Here is a 17,574-nt window from a genome sequence, read left to right as displayed (position 1 = left end):
TCAGCCCGGCAACGGGCAGATCCGCGCGCGCACGTCCAGCGCCCGGGCACCGGTGGGGGTGACCACCAGCGGGTTGACGTCCAGCTCGGCGATCTCCGGCAGCGCGTCGGCCAGCCAGGCCACCCGGCGGAGGCAGTCGGCCACGGCGCCGGCCGCCAGCGTCCGGCCGTGCGCCGTGGCGAACAGCCCGGTACCGGCGAGCATCTCGGCGACGTCGGCGTCGGCGACCGGCGCCAGGCGGTGCACCCGGTGGCCCAGCGCATCCGTCGCCCGGCCACCGGGACCGAGCACCACCACCGCACCGGCCGCGGCGTCGCGGACCGCTCCCACGAGGATCTCGTCGCCGGCCGGCGCGAGCGGCTGCACCACGGCGCCGAGCCAGTCCCCCCGAGCCCGGTGCCGCCACTCCGCCACCACGCCCGCCACCTCCTCCGGGTCCGTCACGGGCAGGCGCAGCAGCCCGGCGTCGCCCTTGTGCACCACGCCCCGTACCACCCCCTTGACCGCGACCGGCCCGGCCAGCTCCACGGCAGCGGCCGCCGCGACGGCCGGGGTGCCCGCCCAACGGGTGGGCACCGCCGGGATCCCGGCCGCGGTGCAGAGCGCCACCGCCTCGTGGGGCAGCAGCCAGCCACCGTCCGCCGACCGGGCCAGCACGCCGGCGAGGACGGCCCGGGCGGCCACGACGTCGACGTCCGGCGGCGGGACCGGCCCGTCCTCGGGGCGGGTCAGCCAGCTCGCCCGGCGCCACGCCACGGCCAGGGCCCGGGCCGCCAGCGCCGGCTCGGTCACCGACAGCAGGAAGCGGTCCTCCGGTCCACCCCGGACGGGGAGGCGGTGCAGGATGCCGTCCCCGGCGAGACGGACGTCGACCACGGGAACGGGGCTGCCGGCCGCCGCGACCGCCGCAGCCACGCCCTCCGCCGGATGGCTGACCCCGGTCGGCGCCGTGACCGTGACCACCGCACCCACGCGCGGATCCGCCAGCAGGCAGCGCAACGCCGCGGCGAAGGCGTCGGCGGAGACCGCGGCCCCGGCGTCGACGGGATTGCCGGTCGCGGCCAGCGACGGGAGCACCGCGCTCAGCCGGTCCCGGAGATCGCCGGGCAGCGGCTCGACGGGCAGCCCCTCGGCCACGCAGGCGTCGGCGGTCAGCACGCCGCCACCACCGATGTTGGTCAGCACGGCGACGGTGCCGGCCCGGGGCAGCGGCTGACCGCGCAGCAACGCCACCGCCGCGGTGAGGGTGGTGAGGTCGGGGACGCTCTGGATGCCCGCGCCGGCGTAGGCGGCCTCGCGGACGGCGTACGGCGTGGCCGCCCGGGCGGTGTGGGAGGCAGCGGCACGGGCGCCTGCGGCCGAGGTGCCCGACGCCAGCGCCAGGACGGGCATCCGACGGGCGAGGTGGGCGGCGGTGCGAGCGAGCCCGCGGAGATCGGGTTCGTTCTCGGCGTAGAGGACGGCGATGCGGGTCCCTGGATCCTCGTCGAACCGGGCCAGCAGGTCGCGGGCGCCCACGTCGTGGGCGTCACCGATGGCGGCCATGGTCGACAGGCCCAGGCCCATCCGCTGCCACCCGGCCGCCGCGGCGATGACGACCCCGCCGGACTGCGCGACCAGGCCGACGTCGCCCGCCGGAGGCGTGCGGCCGGCGAACGTGGCGTCCAGGTGCGCGGGCTCCCCCGGCGCGGCGACGCCGACGCTGTTCGGGCCCACCATCCGCATGCCGTACCGGTCGACCAGATCCCGCACGCGGCCGGCCAGTCCGGGGACCGCCGGGAAACCCCCGGAGAGGACCACCAGCCCGCGCACACCGGCCTCGCCGCACTCCTCCACCGCGGCGGCGATGCCGGCGGCCGGCACGGCGAGCACGGCCAGGTCGACCGGTCCGGGGACGTCCCGGACGGACCTGCGGCAGGGGAACCCCTCCAGCTCGTCGGCGGCCGGGTTCACGGCGTGCACCGCGCCGGAGAACCCCGCGGCGCGCAGCCCGCGCAGCACCGCGCGGCCCACGGACGCCTCGCCGCGGCCGGCGCCGACGACGGCGATGCCGGCCGGGCGGAACACCGGCTCGAGGCTGGCCGCGGTGGCTCTGCGGTACCGGTCCTCGCTGGCGGCGCGGTACCGGTCGCCGGGCTCGAGCACGACCTCCAGCGACAGATCGGCGCCGTTCCGGCGGAGCTCGAGCGGCATCCCCAGATCGGTGAGCACCCGCACCATCGGCCCGTTCTCCGCGAGCACGTAGGCCTGGAACCGGTGCACGCCCATCCGCTGCGCGACCGCGGCCAGCTCTTCCAGCAGCACCGTCGCCACCCCCTCGTGCCGGTCGTGGGCGTCGACGACCGCGGCCACCTCGGCGAGATCACCCCCGACCGGCAGCAGCTGCACCGCTCCGACGAGGCGGCCGCGGACGCGTGCACCGAGCGTCGACCCGCCGTGCGCGGGAGCGAGGGACTGGGCGATGTAGGCCGGGAGATCGCCGGGGTGCACCGTGGCGAAGCGCAGGTACCGGTCGCGGTCGGACAGGCTCTCGTGCAGGTCCAGCAGCTCCCCGGCGTCCGCCGGGCCGAGCGGGGCGATCAGGGCGGGCACGCCCGAGCGCAGGAGCACGCGGACCGGACGCGTCGGCACGTGCCGGGCCGTGGCGGGCGGCACCGCGGCCCGCACCGGGGCGGCCGGCGGCTCCGGAGCCGGCGAGGTCGGGCCGTTCTCGGCGGTTCTCACCGCTCGGCGACCGGGCGGCGGCACGCGGCTCCGGCGGCTACCACCGGCCTGGACGCCGGACCGGCGCCGCGCAGGGCGCCGACCGTCTGCAGTGCTGTGGCCATGCGGCCACGGTGACGTCGTCCCCCGCGCGCCGGGGAGGGTCGAAGGGCCCGACTCCCCCGCCGGAGGCGGCTACCCGGCGCCCGGCGTACGACGTGCGCGGACCACGGTGGTGTTCGGAGCGGCGGCAGCCGGCCAGGAGCTGCCCCGCGGTGGCCGGGTGCCGTCGGGCAGCCGCCGTCCGGGCCCGCGCACGCGGGCGGCCAGGTGCCTTGGTCCCTCCCCCGGGGAGTCGTTCGGCGGTGCTGCTGACACCGGCCGGCTCCCTAGCGTCGGGTCCGCGCCGGCCCGACCGCGGGCCGCCCCCGACGGAGAGGAGGCCGCGTGGAGCGAGCACTGCGCCGGCTGCCCGGACTGGTGGCCGCCATCGGTGCGGCGGTGGCGGCCACCGGCCTGCTCCGCCGCCCGTCCGGTCAGCCGGTTCCCGTCGTGACACCGCGCGGTCAGACCGCGGAGCTGGCCGGGAGCGGGCTGTACCGCTACGACACGGTCTTCACCGCAGCCGGCAACACCGCTGTGGACGCGGTGGTCCTCGGCCTGGGCATCCCGCTGGTGGTCACCGCCTGGCTGGAACACCGCAGGCACTCACCTCGCGGGACGCTGCTGCTCGCCGGATCGCTGGGCTACCTGCTGTACGTCTACGCCAACTACGCGCTGGGGGTCGCGTACAACCCCCTGTACCTCGCCTACGTCACCCTCCTGTCCACCAGCCTGTTCGGACTCGGTGCCGCCGTCGCCGGGATGGACCGGGCGGCCCTTGCCGCGGTCGCCGCGGCACCGGACTTCCCGCACCGCTCCCTCTCGCGCCTCCTGCTGGCGTCGGCCGCCGTGACCGCCGTCGTCTGGCTCCAGCCGCTGGTCACCGCCCTGCTGCGCGGGGGCGCCCCCGACCTCCTCGACGTCTACACGACGCCCGTCACCTTCTCCCTCGACCTGGCCGTCGTCGCCCCGGCCGCCGCGCTGGCCGGGATGCTGGTGCGACGCCGGGAGCCGATGGGCTACCTCCTGGCCGCGCCGCTGCTGGTCACCATCGCCCTGCTGCTGCCGACCATCGCCCTGAGCACCGTGCTGCAGGCCGCGGCCGGGATCTCGTTCACCGCCGCGGAGGTGATCGGGCCGATCGCCGGCTTCGGCGTCCTGGGCGCGCTGGGCACCCGGCTGCTGGTCCGCCTGGTCCGGGCCGTGCCCTCCCGGGTCCCGAGCGCGGAGGCCGGGGATGCCGATGTCCACGCCTGACGTCCCGGCCGGCGCCGCGCGGCCGCCCCGGGGGTCCACCCGCGGGGTCGCCGAGGCCGGGCTGCCCACCGGGCCGTCCGCGGCCGGACCGGTGACCGAGGCCGACCTCGCCGGCCTGCCTGCCGCGGCAGCCCGGTACCTGCGGGCCATGGGGGTGGTCGGTCGGCCGCGCACCTGGTCGTTCCGCGCCCACCTCCGGGGCCGGTTCCGGCTCCGTCCCGGCGGCCCGTGACTGCCGCTTGACGCGTGGCAGTACGACTCCGCCGTCGAGGTCGGACGGCTGTTCCGCATGCGGCTGGTGGCCGCCCGCGTGCTGCCCATGTGGGGCTGGGACACCTGAGGGCGGAGGTCCTCCTCGACGACGCCGGCCGGCCGCGCGACGTCCGCAGCTCCGACCGGTGGGCCGACCTGCCCGGTGGCCGGGTCCGGGCGCTCTGGAGCACCCCGGTGGACGGCTGGACCGTCGTCGACGGCCGGCCGCGGATGACCGTGGGCGCCGCCTTCTGGCACCTGCCCGACGGGCCGTACCGCTATGCCGAGCTGCGGCTGGTCGGGCTGGACCCGGTCCTGCCGCCCGCTCGCGCCGACCGGGTCGGTCCGAGCGGCACCGGCGGTGTTGCGGGAGGGCGGAACCGCAGGTGTGATGAGCCATGACCTCGGGCGACGGGGGTGCGCGTGCGGCGGCCACGGCTGGGCGCGATGCCCCGTCGTACGACGCGCGCTCCCCCGGCGGCCTGTCGGCCCGGTCCTGGCGCTCGGTCCTCCGGCGGGTGGCGCGGCACGTGCTGAGCGACCGGCTCATGGTGCAGAGCGCCGGGGTCGCCTTCTTCGCGCTCCTGTCGATCGCCCCGGTGCTGGTGACGGCGATCTCGGTCTACGGCGCCGTCAACACCCCGGAGCAGGCACTGGCCCAGCTCTCGGACGTGACCGAGATGCTGCCCAGCGAGCTGGAGCCGATGGTGGCCGACCAGCTCACGACGATCACGACCGCGTCGGGGCAGGTGCTCACCTGGCGCGGGCTGACCGGCCTGGTCGTGGCGCTGTGGACCGCGACGACGGCCATGACCTACCTGATCGACGGGCTGACGCTGGCCTACCACGAGACCGAGACCCGCAGTTTCCTGCGCCGCGCCGGGCTCGCCCTCCTGCTCGTGCTGGCCGGGGCCGCCGTCCTCGGGGGCGTCATCGCCGGGTCGGGGGCGGTCTCGCGGTGGCTCGCGGGGGCGCCCGGCCCCGTCCGGGCCGGCGCGCCGGTGCTGACCTGGGGGATGCTCGCGCTGCTCATGGCCACGGTGCTCGCCGGTCTGTACCGGTTCGCCCCCGACCGGAAGGGGGCCCGGCTGCGCTGGATCTCCGCCGGCTCGGCGATCGCGACGGTGCTGTGGCTGGCGACCACGCTCGGGCTCTTCACCTACGTCGAGCAGCTGGGCAGCTACCGCACGACGTACGGCTCCCTCGCCGGGGTGGCGATCAGCATGCTGTGGCTGTGGGTGACGGTCTTCCTGATCATCGTCGGCGCGGCGATCAACGCCGAGACCGAGCGCCAGACCACCCGCGACTCCACGGTCGGCCCGGACCAGCCGCTCGGCGAGCGGGGCGCCGTCGTGGCCGACAGCGCACCGCCGTACCCGGAGGACCGCTGAACCGGGGGCTCAGCGGGTGGTCCCGGCCCGGGCGGCCTGGGCCCAGCGGCCGGGGGTGAGGCCCTTCCAGCGCCGGAAGGCGTGCACGAAGCTCGACGCCTCCGCGTAGCCGATCCGCTCGGCGACCTGCTCGACGCTCAGGCCGGCCGTGAGCAGCAGCTCCTCCGCGAGGTGCTCGCGCGTCTGGTCCACGACCGCGCGGTAGCTGGTCCCCTCGTCGTCGAGGTGGCGGCGCAGCGTCCGCACGCTCAGGTGCAGCGCCGCGGCCACCTCCGCCTGGGCCGGCATCCGCCACGGCTCGCGGAGCAGGACGTCGCGCACCCGGCCGCTGATCCCCGACCGCGCGTGGCGCCGCTCCAGCAGCTCGCGGCACTGGGCGGCGCACGAGGCCGCGGTCAGCGGAGCCGCGTGCGGCAGCGGTTCGTCGAGCAGCCCGGCGTCGAAGGCCAGGACCGAACGGCTCGCCCCGAAGGTGGGCCGCACCCCGAAGGCGGCCTCGTACGGCGCGGGGTCCGGCGGCGCCGGCATCCGCAGGGCGACCCGCCGGGGCACGACCGCCCGGCCGAGCGTCTCCCGCCAGATCTCCACCGTCGCCGACGTGTCGCGCAGCAGGACGAACCGGCGCACCGGCTCGGGCAGGTCCAGGTCGTCGAAGAGCATCAGCAGCTCGCCGTCGCGCTCCTCCGCGCTGATCCGGGTCAGCGCGTACGTGAGGTCGAGGAAGCGCATCCCCACCTCGTGGCTCTCGCGGAACGTCCGGCTCGACAGCAGGGCGAAGCCCCAGATGCCGTAGGTGGTCAGCCGGTAGCGCGGACCGGCCACCAGGCCGAGGTGCTCGGGCAGCTCGCCGGTGAGGGTGGCGACCAGGCGCACCTCCTGCGCCGCGGTGATCTCCGCGGCGGGATCGCTCAGCGCGGCTTCGCTGATGCCGGTGGCGTGCAGCGCCCGCTCCACGGGCAGGCCGTGCTCGGCGGCGAAGGCGCAGAGGAGCGCGACGCTGCCCGTGCCCCGGATCGAGGCGTGCATGGGTTTGGCCGGATTTCTCAATGGATGTCCAATTGTGTCATGGCTCACAACCGCGTCGGCCACCTACCGTCCGCCAGGACGCACACGGCGCGGAGGGCGAGGTCGCACACCATGACACTGCTGGAGCAGACCGGTACGACGGAGACGGCGACCGAGCACGTCGACGTCCTGATCGTGGGCGCCGGGATCTCGGGGATCGGTGCGGCGCACCACCTGCAGGAGCGGTTCCCCGGGAAGTCCTTCGCCGTCCTCGACGCGCTCGAGGACCGCGGCGGCACGTGGTGGACCCACCGCTATCCCGGCGTCCGGTCCGACAGCGACCTGTTCACCTTCGGCTACCGGTTCAAGCCGTGGCGCGGGGCGTCGATCGCCACGTCGCAGGAGATCCTCTCCTACCTCGACGAGGTCATCGACGAGGACGGGCTGCGCGAGCGGATCCGCTTCCGGCACCGGGTGAGCGCCGCGAGCTGGTCGTCGGAGGACCGGCTCTGGACGGTCGAGGTCACCCGGGAGGACACCGGCGAGGAGCTGCGTTTCACGACCGGCTTCCTGTGGATGTGCCAGGGCTACTACGACCACGGCCGGCCCTACCGGCCGCAGTGGGAAGGCATGGACCGGTTCGGCGGGCTCGTCGTCCACCCGCAGCAGTGGCCCGACGACCTGGACCTGACCGGCAAGCGCGTGGTGGTGATCGGCTCCGGCGCGACGGCGGCGACCCTCATCCCGGCCATCGCGCAGACCGCGGAGCACGTGACGATGCTGCAGCGGTCGCCGACGTTCTTCTTCGCCCGCCCGAAGACCCATGAGCTGGCGGAGACGCTGCGGCTGCTCGACGTCCCGGACGAGTGGACGCACGAGATCCTGCGCCGGGCCTACATCGCGGAGGGTGACGAGATCACCCGGATGTCGTTCGAGTCGCCGGACGAGCTCCGCACCATGCTGCTCGACGCGATGCGCGAGCAGCTGCCCGAGGGCTTCGACATCGACCGGCACTTCAACCCGACCTACCGGCCGTGGCAGCAGCGCCTCGCCCTCATCCCCGACGGCGACCTGTTCGCCGCGCTGCGCGAGGGCACGGCCTCGGTGGTCACCGACACGATCGAGCGGTTCACCGCGACCGGGATCGCACTGGCCTCCGGTGAGGAGCTGCCGGCCGACGTCGTCGTCACCGCGACCGGCTTCGACCTCAGCGTCTTCGGCGGCGTCGCGTTCACCGTCGACGGCGAACCGGTCGACTTCTCCAGCCGGGTCACCTGGCGCGGCGTGATGATCAGCGGGGTGCCGAACATGGCCTACGTGTTCGGCTACTTCCGGCACAGCTGGACGCTGCGGGCCGACCTGGTCAGCGAGTTCGTCTGCCGGCTGCTGGCCCACGCGGACGAGCGGGGTGCCGGGACGGTGGTGCCCGAGCTCCGCCCGGAGGACGCCGACATGCCGCTGCTGCCGTGGGCCGACGCGGAGAACTTCAACCCGGGCTACGTCACGCGCTCGATGCACCTGATGTTCAAGCAGGGCGACCGCGAGCCGTGGACGCACCTGCTCGAGTACGCCCAGGAACGGACGACGCTGCCCGCCGCCGACCTCGACGACGGGACGCTGCGCTACCGCTGAGCCACGATCCACCGACGGGCGTGCACCACCCGTCGTCCCCCACCCCTCCCAGACCCAGGAGATCCCCGTGCCGGTAGACCCGCACATCGCCGCACTGCTGACCATGCTGGACGACGCCGGGATGCCCCCCATGTACGAGGGCAGCCCCGAGGCCGGCCGGGCGCTGTACCTCCAGCTCACCCACGGCGCCCGCACCCCCGAGCAGCTGGCCCCCGTGGCGAGCACGGAGGACCGCACCGTTCCCGGCGCCGGCGGCGACCTCCGGGCCCGGGTCTACCGGCCGGAGGGCGACGGCCCCTTCCCGACCGTGGTCTTCTTCCACGGCGGCGGATGGGTGATCGGCGACCTCGACACCCACGACAACATGGCCCGGCACATCTGCCGGGGCAGCAGCGCGGTGGTCGTCGCCGTCGACTACCGGCTGGCCCCCGAGCACCCCTTCCCGGCGGCCGCCGACGACGCGGTGGCCGCGGCCCGCTGGGTCGCCGGCCACCTCGGTGAGCTGGGCGGGGACGACCGGCTGGGGCTCGCCGGCGACAGCGCCGGCGGGAACCTGGCCGCGGTGGTGGCCCAGACGCTGCGCGCCGACGGCACCCCGCTGGCCGGCCAGTTCCTCATCTACCCGGCCGTCGACGCCGAGGGCGAGTACCCCTCCCGCGTCGAGAACGCCAAGGGCTACTTCCTCGAGAAGGACACGATGGACTGGTTCTACGGCCACTACGCCGGGGCCTGGGACGACGCCAAGGACCCGCGGCTGTCCCCGCTGCACGGCTCGGACCTCTCCGGGCTGCCCCCGGCGGTGGTCGTCACCGCCGAGTACGACCCGCTGCGCGACGAGGGCGAGGCCTACGGCGAGGCGCTGCGCGCCGCGGGCGTCGAGGCCTCCGTGCAGCGCTACGACGGCATGATCCACGGCTTCTTCGACATGGGCGCCGTCTCCCCCGCCGCCCAGCAGGCGATCGACGAGAGCTGCCGGCGGTTCGGCGAGCTGATCCGGCGCTGACCGGGGCCGGAGGCGGGCCGGGCACCCGGCCCGCCTCCGGCGCGCCCGCCGCTCCGTCCGTCGCGGCGGTGAGCGCGGTGCGCGAGCGGTACTCCAGGTCGCCGTGGCCCTCCGGGTGCCGCGCCATCCAGCCGGCGACGAAGGGGCACAGCGGCAGCACCTCAAGCTCCTGGCGTCGCACGTCGTCCAGCGCCCGGCGGACCGGTTCCGACGCGATCCCCCGCCCCTCGTGCCCGGCCAGCACCTCGGTGTGGGTGAGGACGACCTGCTCCGGCGTGCGGATGTACTCCGCGATCGCGGCCAGTTCCCCGTCGACGCGTCCCTCGTAGCGGTGCTGCTCGGCAGGGTCGGTGACCCTGACCTGCACCGGATCTCCTCTCCTCGGCCGGGGCCGCCTCCGCCGCGGTCGTCCGGGAGGACACGACGGCGCCCGTCTCCCGCGAGTACACCCGTTGCCGGGCGCGGGAACCAGGCACCCCGTCCGGCCACCCCTCCGACGCCCCCAGAACTAGGGGTCCGCCGACCCCACGGACACGTCTGCCGCGCCGTCCTCCCGATCGCGAGGCTGCTCCCGTCACGGGCCGCAGGGCCGGAGAGCACGCGTGGAGGCGATGAGGGTGGAGCCGGACTCCCGGGCCGCGGGCGGCTGCCCGTTCAGCGGGGCGGGCGCATCGCGGGAGGTGGCCCGGCGGGGCTTTCTCGCCGGGGCGCTCGCCATGGCGGCCGTGCCCGTCGTCGGCGGCCTCGCCGGCACGGCGCGCGCCGAGGCGCTGGCCGGGACGGAACCGACCGCGGCCCCCGACGCACCCGCCGAGACCGCCGCGCACGCCGTCGGCGACCCGCGGGGCGCGGAGATCGCGGCCCGGGTGGACCGGACGCTGGAGGCCCGCTTCGGGCTGATGTTCAAGGACCTGCCGCCCTTCGCCCCGACCGACGGGCTGCTGCTGTGGCTCGCGGCGAGCATGAACGACGGCAAGGCGCCGCTGACCGACGTCAAGGACAGCGACGTCGCCTTCGACAACCCGGGCATGCCGGCCGGCTACATCTACTTCGGCCAGTTCGTCGACCACGACATGACCCTGGACAAGACGCCGCTCACCCACCGGCTGCAGGACCCGATGGCCATGCGGAACTACGACACCCCGTGGTTCGACCTGGGGAGCGTCTACGGCAAGGGCATCAAGGGCAGCCCCGAGCTGTACGACCCGGAGCGCTACGGCTACCTGCGGGTCTGGGCGCACGACGACCTGGTCGACCTGCCGCGCGACGACGTCGGTGCCGCCTACCTCGGCGACCCGCGGAACGACGAGAACCTCATCGTCGCCCAGTTGCACACCGTCTTCATCCGGCTGCACAACCGGTTCATGGACCAGGGCATGACCTACGCCCAGGCCCGCCGGCAGACCCGCTGGCACTACCAGTGGCTGATCGTCAACGACTACCTGCCGCGCATCGTCGGCCGGGACGTCGTCAGCAGCCTGATCAAGCGCGACGGCACCATCACGTTCACCGGCACCTTCTACCGGCCCGAGCACCCCGACAACCCGTACATGCCGATCGAGTACTCGGGCGCCGCGTACCGCTTCGGCCACAGCATGATCCGCGCCGAGTACGAGATGCAGGACGGCCACACGGTGCCGATCTTCGGCGCGGACGGCTTCGAGGACCTCCGCGGCAACCGGCCGATCCCGCACGACCTGTGGTGCGACTGGAACTACTTCTTCGACATCCCCGGCCTCGAGCCGCCGGACGACCGCAACATGGCCCGGCTGATCGACACCCAGCTGTCCCTGCCGCTGTTCACGCTGCCCTCCACCGTGGTCGCCCCCACCGCCAAGGCGATCGTCGCCCTCGCCGAGCGCAACCTGCTGCGCGGCAAGCGGCTCGGGCTGCCGTGCGGGCAGGACGTCGCCACCGCCATGGGGATCACCCCGCTGACCAATGCGGAGCTCGGGCTCAAGCAGCCGGGCTGGGAGGGCAAGGCGCCGCTCTGGTACTACGTGCTCAAGGAGGCCGAGCTGCTCGCCAGGGGCCGCAAGCTCGGCCCGGTCGGCGGCCGGATCGTCGCCGAGACCATCCTCGGCATCATGGCGCTGGACCCCGAGTCCTACTTCAACCTCAAGCCCGCGTTCCAGTGGCAGGAGAAGAAGACGATCGGCGACCTGATCCTGCTCGCCGACGCGCTCGACCCCCGCTCCCGGATCGTCCAGCCCGAGGACGAGGTCGAGGAGACCGGCCCCCTCCCGCTGGAGCCCGAGGAGGAGATCAACCCGGAGGCGACCTCCCCGGTCGGCTCGGACAACCTCCTCACCCCCTGAGGTCCACCGTCGCTCGAGGTGGGCCTTCCCGCCGTGATCACCGTCCGCCGCACCAGGTCGCCCACGAGGCGGCCGGACGGGCTACGGTGCCCGCCCACGGATCATCTGCTGCAGTCGGAGAGGACCTTCGATGTCTCGTGCTGTCGTGACCGGCGGGGCCGGCTTCCTCGGGTCGCACCTGTGCGAGGCGCTGCTCGACCGGGACGTCGAGGTGGTCTGCCTGGACAACTTCCTCACCGGGACGCCGGCCAACGTGGCGCACCTGCTGGAGCACCCGGGCTTCCGGCTGATCCGGGCCGACGTCACCGACTACGTCCACGTGCCGGGGCCGGTCGACCACGTCCTGCACTTCGCCTCCCCCGCCTCCCCGATCGACTACGCCGAGCTGCCGATCCACACGATGAAGGTCGGCTCGATCGGCACGCTGCACTCGCTCGGCCTGGCCAAGGAGAAGAACGCCCGCTTCCTGCTGGCCTCCACGTCCGAGACCTACGGCGACCCGCTGGTCCACCCGCAGCCGGAGACCTACTGGGGCAACGTGAACCCGGTGGGCCCGCGCGGGGTGTACGACGAGGCCAAGCGGTTCGCGGAGGCGCTGACGTCGGCCTACCGGCGCACCCACGGCGTGGACACCGCGATCGTGCGGATCTTCAACACCTACGGCCCGCGCATGCGCCCGCGCGACGGCCGGGCCATCCCCACGTTCATCCGGCAGGCCCTGGCCGGCGAGCCGATGACCGTGGCCGGGGACGGCAGCCAGACCCGGTCCGTCTGCTACGTCAGCGACCTCGTCGAGGGGCTCGTCCGCTTCCTGCTGTCGTCGGAGCCGGGCCCGATGAACATCGGCAACCCGCACGAGTTCCCGGTCATCGACCTGGCCCGGCGGATTCAGGAGCTGACCGGCTCCACCTCGACGATCGAGTTCATCCCCCGCCCCGAGGACGACCCGACGGTCCGCCAGCCCGACATCACCCTCGCCCGCCGGACGCTGGGCTGGGAGCCGCAGGTCGCCCTCGACGAGGGCCTCAAGCGCACCATCGACTGGTTCTCCACCCACCCGGACGTGGTGCGCACCGCCCGCTGAGGCAGGAGGCCGCCCACCCGTCGCTCAGCGGCGGCGCCACGCCTGCGCCGCGGCGACCGCGCCGCCGGCGAGGACCAGGCCGGCGACGACGCCGACCAGCAGGCTCTGCCGGAACGACCCGTTCGCCCGCTCCTCGGGCAGCTCGGCCGCGCTGCTGACGTACGCGAGCGCCTGGGCGTTCTCCAGCACGCGCAGGTCGACGTCCAGGCCGGCGATCTGGGTGTTCAGCCGGCGCAGCTCCGTCTCCACGGGGTCGAGCTCGGAGCTGAGCGTCCGCTGGATGGCCAGCCGCTGGTTGAGCAGCCGGGAGAGCTCGACCGGGTCGGTCTCCACGGCCACCGCCTCGTCCAGCGCGGCGACCGGCTGGAGGATCTCCTGCTGCCGCGCCCGCAGGGCGTCCCGGTCGGCGATCAGCAGGTCCCGCAGCGCCGCGGTCTCCGCGACGTCGCTCGCGTGGCGGACCGCCACGTAGGTCTCGGCCCAGGTCTGCGCCGCCTCCCGCGCACCCTCGGGGCTCCCGGCCTCGGCGACGAAGACCAGCGCGCTGGAGTCGGCGGTGCCGCGCACCTCGACCTCGGCCTCGTCCCCCGCGGCCTCGGCGGCGAGCTCCTGGAAGACGTCGCTGCCCACGTACACGAGCTCGGCAGCCGGGGACCGGATCAGGGCGCCGGCCGAGGTGCCGCCGGTCCGCGGGAAGAGCTGGCGGCTGTCCTCCGTGCGGACCAGCACCTCCGCCTGCGCCCGGTACACCGGGCCGACGACGAACAGCGACGCGACGGCCACCACCAGCACGACGAGGAAGGTGGCCAGCGCGAGCCACCAGTAGCGGCGGAGGGCGGCAAGGTACTCCACCGCTCCGGGCTGGGCGGGATCCTGCCGGTGCACGCCACCGGCGCGGTCCGCGGGTGCGTGCGCCGTCACGTCAGGTGCAGTCTCGAGCACGGCGGAGAACGTACCGGCACGGACCGCGTTCCCGGGAGCTTCCTCGCATCACGATTCCCACGCGCCCAGGGACCGCCCGAGCTCGCCCTCGAGGGCGGCGTTGGGTCCGGCGAACACCGCGCGCAGCCGGGCGGCGGTCGCCGGGGCCATGGGCGGGATCGACGCCGGGCCCTCGTTGAGCCGGTTGACCACGTGGCGGACGCGGTAGAGCGTGCGGCTCGGGACCCGCGCGACCAGCCGGCGGACCGGGCTGCCGGGCCGCTGCGCCGCGAGGAAGGCCCGGGCGAAGCGCGCCGACCGGGCCGACCGCCCCTCGTTGTGGCTCCTCGTCACGTCCGGCTCGTAGGGCGCCAGCCCGGCCAGCTCGAACAGCTCGGCGCAGATCCGGGCGGCGCCCTCGCGCAGGTCGTCGGCGAGGTGGATGCGCAGCCGCTCGGGCGGCACGAGCTCGCGCAGCGCCCGAACGTGCGGGGCGTACATCCCGTTGCCGACGTACTGCAGGTCCCGGGCCCGGGGCGGTGCGCTGACCGTCCGGTGTGCCTCCCGCGCCAGCCCCTCCTCGAAGGTGGGCGCGTCCTCCCAGCCCCGCAGCCGGGCGTAGTGGAAGTGCGAGTACGCGCGCGGCACGGGGTTGCGGAGGACGGCGACCACCACCGCCGGGGTGGTGTCGACGATGCGGCGCACCGCGCTCGGGTCGTACATCGCCATCGTGTGCTTGGCGACCAGCGGCGCGTGCTCCGCCTCCGGCGGGAAGTACTTCTCGACGGCGTGCTCCCAGCCGCGGGCGAACTCGTCGTCGCGGCCGAAGAAGGGCATCTCCCGGTGCACGTGACCGTGCACGTCCGGGTGCTCGGCGAGATAGCGGAACAGCGCGGTGGACCCGCTCTTGGGCGCACCGACGATCATCAGCTTCGGGCCCGGGCGCATCCGAGGGATGCTAGGGGCGCGGACCGGGTCGCGGAACCGCTGATGGCCGCAATGCGGCTCCGCTGGGTTAGCCTCGCGCCTCGTGCCGCCGTCGAGGGACGGCGACGGTCGGAGGATGCGGTGGGCCCCTCGCAGGACGCGGGAGCGCGGTCGTGATCGTGCCCCTCCTCGCGGTGACCGCGTCCGTCGCCGTGTGGGCGCTGGTCTACCGCGATCTCGTCCGTCATCCGCTGGACGCGATGGCGCTGGTCCTCTACTACCTGGCGCTGCAACTGCTGTGGCGGCCGCTGGTGCTGGCCCTGGGTCTGGACAGCCCGTTCCCCACGCTGCTGTTCGCCGAGCGGGACACCGAGCTCCTCCTGCTCCGCGGCCAGGCGGTCGTCGTGCTGTTCCTGCTGGCGCTGTGGGCCGGTGCCCGCTTCCTGACCCCGCTCGTCCGCCCCGCGTCGCTGCTGTTCCCGCAGCCCCGCGGCCCGCTGCCCGCGCGGACGCTGGTGGTCCTCGCCGTCGTGCTGACCGCCGCCGCCACGGTCGCGACCGCGGCGCTGTGGGTCCGGTACGGCGGTCCCGCCGGTCTGCTGCAGGCGTCGAAGGTCGACCGTGACATCGCCGACAGCCGGGCGCTGCGGAGCATCCCCCTGCTCGCCGCGCTCCTCGGTGTCGCCGCCTTCTTCTCGGTGCGCCGGGCCGGGCCGCAGCGGCTGCTCGTCCTCGGGCTCGTCGTCCTCAACGGCTACCTCAGCTGGACGTGGGGGGCCCGCGACGTCCCGGTGCTCTCCGCCGTCGCCCTCCTCGCCGGCGGGCTGATCTTCGGCCGGACCGGGCGCCGGGCCGCCCGCCGCCCCGACGGGCAGTGGTTGCGCGACCCGCGCTGGCGCCTCCGGTTCCTGCTGGTGCCGGTGCTCGCGCTGGCGCTGGCCTTCACGCTGCGCGCCGCCCGCGACACCGTGCTGTGGGGGGACCTGGCGCCGACGATCGAGGGGCAGGGCACCGTCCGCCAGGTCGCGGTCGCCACGAACAACACCTTCTACGACGCGCTGCTGCTCTACCTCGACGACTGGCCCGACCGGTTCGACTTCACCGGTGGCGCCGACTTCGTCGACGGGTCGGTCGCCGCGGCGCCCTCGCTGCTGGTCGGCCCGCAGGACCCGTTCGTCTCCCCCGCGGTGCAGCTGGCCCAGACCTACATCGACCGCAACAACGGCTTCCCGGCCACCCCGGTGGGCGACTGGTACGTGAACCTCGGCCACCCCGGCGTGGTCCTCGGCGGGCTGCTCAGCGGTCTGGTCGCCCGGGCCGGTCAGTTCGCGTTCCGCCGGTTCCTGCGCGATCCGCTGGTCTGGGGCTTCAGCCTGGTCTTCCTGATCCGGGTGTTCCCCGGGGGCGTGTGGGCGACGTCGGCACCGAAGTGGGTGGCCATCGGGTTGCCGATCATCGCCTTCACCGTGCTGGTCAACCTCTTCCTCCGGCGGGAGCGCGGGGACGGGGAGACCTCCCCGGCGCACCCGCAGCCGGAGGGGGCCGGCGACGCCCGGGCCGAACCGACGGCGCCCGCCCGGTGACCTCCCCGCTCACCGACGACCGCGGGCCCGCCGCCGAGCACCGCGCACTCCGCCGGGACACGGTGCTGGTCGCGGTCGGCCAGCTGGCCGCCGTCGTCAGCGCCCTGCTCGTCGCGGTGGTCGGCGCGCGCGTGCTGCCGACGGCCGAGTTCGGCGCGCTGTCCTGGGCGCTGAGCTGGCTGGCCTTCCTGGCGGTCCTCGCCCAGTTCGGGTTGACCCAGGTGGCCACGGTCGCCGTCGCCCAGCGCGCGCGGCGCACGCACGCGGCCCTGCTGCGCCGGCTGGTGCTCGCGCAGACCGTCGGCGTGCTGGTCACCGCCGCGCTCTGGCAGTGGGCGATCGGGCCGGCGACCGCCGCGGCCGGCACCCCGCCCGCGGCCTACCGGCCGCTGGTGCTGCTGGTGGCGCTCTGGCTGCCGGCGGCGGCCCTGGGCCCGGTGCTGGTCAACGTGCTGCGGGCCCGGGCCCGGTTCGGGCTGGCCCTGGTGTTCGGCGAGCACGTCCGCCGGGTGGTCCTCGTCGGGGTGCTCCTGCTCGGGGCGGCCGGCGCCGCCGCCACCCTGTCGGCGCGGGCCGCCGTGGCGTGGACGGTCGCCGTCGAGACGGCGGTCGTCCTCGCCGCCCTGCTGCTCCTGGCCCGCGACACCGGTCCGGACGCCGCCGGCCGGCACGCGGCCCGCCGGGTGCCCGACGACGGGCCGGCCCGGGAGGCGCCCTCGGGGGCGATCGGGAGCGCGGCCGGCAGCGGGTCGCCGTGGCGGCTGCTGCGCTCGGGCCGCGCGTTCGCCCTCGCCACCCTGGCGTCGGTCACCCTGCCGCAGTCCGGCGTCTGGCTGCTCGCCGTGGTCGCGCCGGTCGAGGAGGTGGCCGTCTTCGCGGTGGCAGTGCGGATCGCGGTGCTGGTCGCCGTACCGACCGCCATCGGCGTGCGCACCCTCGCCCCGCGGATCGCCGCCGCCTCGGGCGCCGGCCGGCTGACCGCGCTGCAGGAGCCGGTCCGGCGGTTCGCGGTCTGGTCGACCGCCGCGACCGCGGCGGCGGTCGTCCTGCTCGCCGCGACCGGCTCCCTGCTGCTGCCGGCGCTGTTCGGGCCGCCGTACGCGGCCGCCCTCGTCCCGGCGCTGGTGATGAGCGCCGGCGTCGTCGTCAACGCCTGGACCGGGCCGTGCTCGGTCGTGCTCTCCCACGCCGGCCGGCAGCGCACCGTCGCCGTCAGCGCCCTGGCCGCGGCGGCGGCCTTCGCGGGGCTGGCGGTCTGGTGGGGCTCGGCCTGGGGCGGCACCGGCGTGGCCGCGGCCGCCGCGGTGGCCATGAGCGCGCGCAACCTGCACCTCGCCCGGGCGGCCTCCCGGTCGCTCGGCATCCGCACGACCGCGCACCCGACCAGGAGGTGAGG

The 17,574-nt window shown here is 75.3% G+C and carries 14 protein-coding genes and 1 pseudogene; 10 read left to right on the top strand and 5 right to left on the bottom strand.

Features of this window, described 5'->3' with window-relative positions; genetic code table 11:
* On the bottom strand, positions 1 to 2,631 hold the full coding sequence (locus O2W17_RS18695; protein WP_269193954.1) for a bifunctional GNAT family N-acetyltransferase/acetate--CoA ligase family protein: 2,631 nt from the start codon (positions 2,629 to 2,631) through the stop codon (positions 1 to 3).
* A 519-nt stretch (positions 2,632 to 3,150) separates the two neighbouring features.
* Here O2W17_RS18695 and O2W17_RS18690 point away from each other — a divergent pair.
* The 4 genes from O2W17_RS18690 to O2W17_RS18675 all read left to right on the top strand — a co-directional run bounded on the left by O2W17_RS18690 (position 3,151) and on the right by O2W17_RS18675 (position 5,705).
* Positions 3,151 to 4,062: a hypothetical protein gene (locus O2W17_RS18690; protein ID WP_269193953.1), complete on the top strand. Its 912-nt coding sequence runs from the start codon at positions 3,151 to 3,153 to the stop codon at positions 4,060 to 4,062.
* Positions 4,049 to 4,294, top strand: coding sequence for a DUF6544 family protein (locus O2W17_RS18685; protein WP_269193952.1), 246 nt, complete (start codon positions 4,049 to 4,051; stop codon positions 4,292 to 4,294). The genes O2W17_RS18690 and O2W17_RS18685 overlap by 14 nt, the downstream gene beginning before the upstream one ends.
* Positions 4,295 to 4,383: 89 nt before the next feature.
* A complete protein-coding gene (locus O2W17_RS18680) occupies positions 4,384 to 4,716 on the top strand; it encodes a DUF6544 family protein (RefSeq protein ID WP_269193951.1) in 333 nt (110 codons plus the stop codon).
* Positions 4,713 to 5,705: a YihY/virulence factor BrkB family protein gene (locus tag O2W17_RS18675; protein WP_269193950.1), complete on the top strand. Its 993-nt coding sequence runs from the start codon at positions 4,713 to 4,715 to the stop codon at positions 5,703 to 5,705. Before O2W17_RS18680 ends, O2W17_RS18675 begins: the two co-directional genes overlap by 4 nt.
* A 9-nt stretch (positions 5,706 to 5,714) precedes the next feature.
* Here O2W17_RS18675 and O2W17_RS18670 read toward each other — a convergent pair whose 3' ends face one another.
* Positions 5,715 to 6,731: an AraC family transcriptional regulator gene (locus O2W17_RS18670; protein ID WP_269193949.1), complete on the bottom strand. Its 1,017-nt coding sequence runs from the start codon at positions 6,729 to 6,731 to the stop codon at positions 5,715 to 5,717.
* Positions 6,732 to 6,842: 111 nt separating this feature from the next.
* Between O2W17_RS18670 and O2W17_RS18665 the strand changes: the two genes are divergently transcribed.
* Together O2W17_RS18665 and O2W17_RS18660 are read left to right on the top strand one after the other, a co-directional pair.
* Positions 6,843 to 8,342: a flavin-containing monooxygenase gene (locus O2W17_RS18665; protein ID WP_269193948.1), complete on the top strand. Its 1,500-nt coding sequence runs from the start codon at positions 6,843 to 6,845 to the stop codon at positions 8,340 to 8,342.
* Positions 8,343 to 8,409: 67 nt separating this feature from the next.
* On the top strand, positions 8,410 to 9,345 hold the full coding sequence (locus O2W17_RS18660) for an alpha/beta hydrolase (protein WP_269193947.1): 936 nt from the start codon (positions 8,410 to 8,412) through the stop codon (positions 9,343 to 9,345).
* Between the two features lie 121 nt (positions 9,346 to 9,466).
* Here the strand turns inward: O2W17_RS18660 and O2W17_RS22310 are convergent.
* A pseudogene (locus O2W17_RS22310) lies at positions 9,467 to 9,712 on the bottom strand (GNAT family N-acetyltransferase); the annotation flags it as partial.
* Positions 9,713 to 9,956: 244 nt separating this feature from the next.
* Between O2W17_RS22310 and O2W17_RS18655 the strand changes: the two are divergent.
* Together O2W17_RS18655 and O2W17_RS18650 are read left to right on the top strand one after the other, a co-directional pair.
* Positions 9,957 to 11,663, top strand: a complete 1,707-nt coding sequence (locus O2W17_RS18655; protein ID WP_269194402.1) for a peroxidase family protein — start codon at positions 9,957 to 9,959, stop codon at positions 11,661 to 11,663.
* Positions 11,664 to 11,793: 130 nt separating this feature from the next.
* Entirely contained in the window at positions 11,794 to 12,747 is a 954-nt protein-coding gene (locus O2W17_RS18650; RefSeq protein ID WP_269193946.1) for a UDP-glucuronic acid decarboxylase family protein, read from the top strand.
* 24 nt (positions 12,748 to 12,771) lie between these two features.
* On the opposite strand, the gene O2W17_RS18645 is transcribed toward O2W17_RS18650, so the two are convergent.
* Both O2W17_RS18645 and O2W17_RS18640 read right to left on the bottom strand, forming a co-directional pair.
* Positions 12,772 to 13,689: a Wzz/FepE/Etk N-terminal domain-containing protein gene (locus tag O2W17_RS18645; protein WP_269193945.1), complete on the bottom strand. Its 918-nt coding sequence runs from the start codon at positions 13,687 to 13,689 to the stop codon at positions 12,772 to 12,774.
* A 48-nt stretch (positions 13,690 to 13,737) separates the two neighbouring features.
* The gene (locus O2W17_RS18640; protein ID WP_269193944.1) at positions 13,738 to 14,616 is read right to left on the bottom strand and encodes a sulfotransferase; all 879 of its coding nucleotides are present in this window, start codon (positions 14,614 to 14,616) and stop codon (positions 13,738 to 13,740) included.
* Between the two features lie 152 nt (positions 14,617 to 14,768).
* On the opposite strand from O2W17_RS18640, the gene O2W17_RS18635 reads away from it, so the two are divergent.
* On the top strand, positions 14,769 to 16,178 hold the full coding sequence (locus O2W17_RS18635) for a hypothetical protein (protein ID WP_269193943.1): 1,410 nt from the start codon (positions 14,769 to 14,771) through the stop codon (positions 16,176 to 16,178).
* Positions 16,175 to 17,572 (top strand): lipopolysaccharide biosynthesis protein, encoded by a 1,398-nt coding sequence (locus O2W17_RS18630; RefSeq protein WP_269193942.1) that lies wholly within the window; start codon positions 16,175 to 16,177, stop codon positions 17,570 to 17,572. Before O2W17_RS18635 ends, O2W17_RS18630 begins: the two co-directional genes overlap by 4 nt.
* The last annotated feature ends 2 nt before the right edge of the window (positions 17,573 to 17,574 follow it).

The organism is Blastococcus sp. VKM Ac-2987 (assembly GCF_026967805.1).
GTDB lineage: Bacteria > Actinomycetota > Actinomycetes > Mycobacteriales > Geodermatophilaceae > Blastococcus.
The sequence above is the reverse complement of the archived record's forward strand: the minus strand, read 5'-3'. Positions and strand labels throughout refer to the sequence as shown.

What these genes read in the sequence shown, in the direction of transcription:
- O2W17_RS18675 (WP_269193950.1), top strand. Translation starts at nt 4,713, where the DNA reads ATGACCTCGGGCGACGGGGGTGCGCGTGCGGCGGCCACGGCTGGGCGC.
- O2W17_RS18640 (WP_269193944.1), bottom strand. Translation starts at nt 14,616, where the DNA reads ATGCGCCCGGGCCCGAAGCTGATGATCGTCGGTGCGCCCAAGAGCGGG.
- O2W17_RS18650 (WP_269193946.1), top strand. Translation starts at nt 11,794, where the DNA reads ATGTCTCGTGCTGTCGTGACCGGCGGGGCCGGCTTCCTCGGGTCGCAC.
- O2W17_RS18670 (WP_269193949.1), bottom strand. Translation starts at nt 6,731, where the DNA reads ATGCACGCCTCGATCCGGGGCACGGGCAGCGTCGCGCTCCTCTGCGCC.
- O2W17_RS18685 (WP_269193952.1), top strand. Translation starts at nt 4,049, where the DNA reads ATGTCCACGCCTGACGTCCCGGCCGGCGCCGCGCGGCCGCCCCGGGGG.
- O2W17_RS18655 (WP_269194402.1), top strand. Translation starts at nt 9,957, where the DNA reads ATGAGGGTGGAGCCGGACTCCCGGGCCGCGGGCGGCTGCCCGTTCAGC.
- O2W17_RS18665 (WP_269193948.1), top strand. Translation starts at nt 6,843, where the DNA reads ATGACACTGCTGGAGCAGACCGGTACGACGGAGACGGCGACCGAGCAC.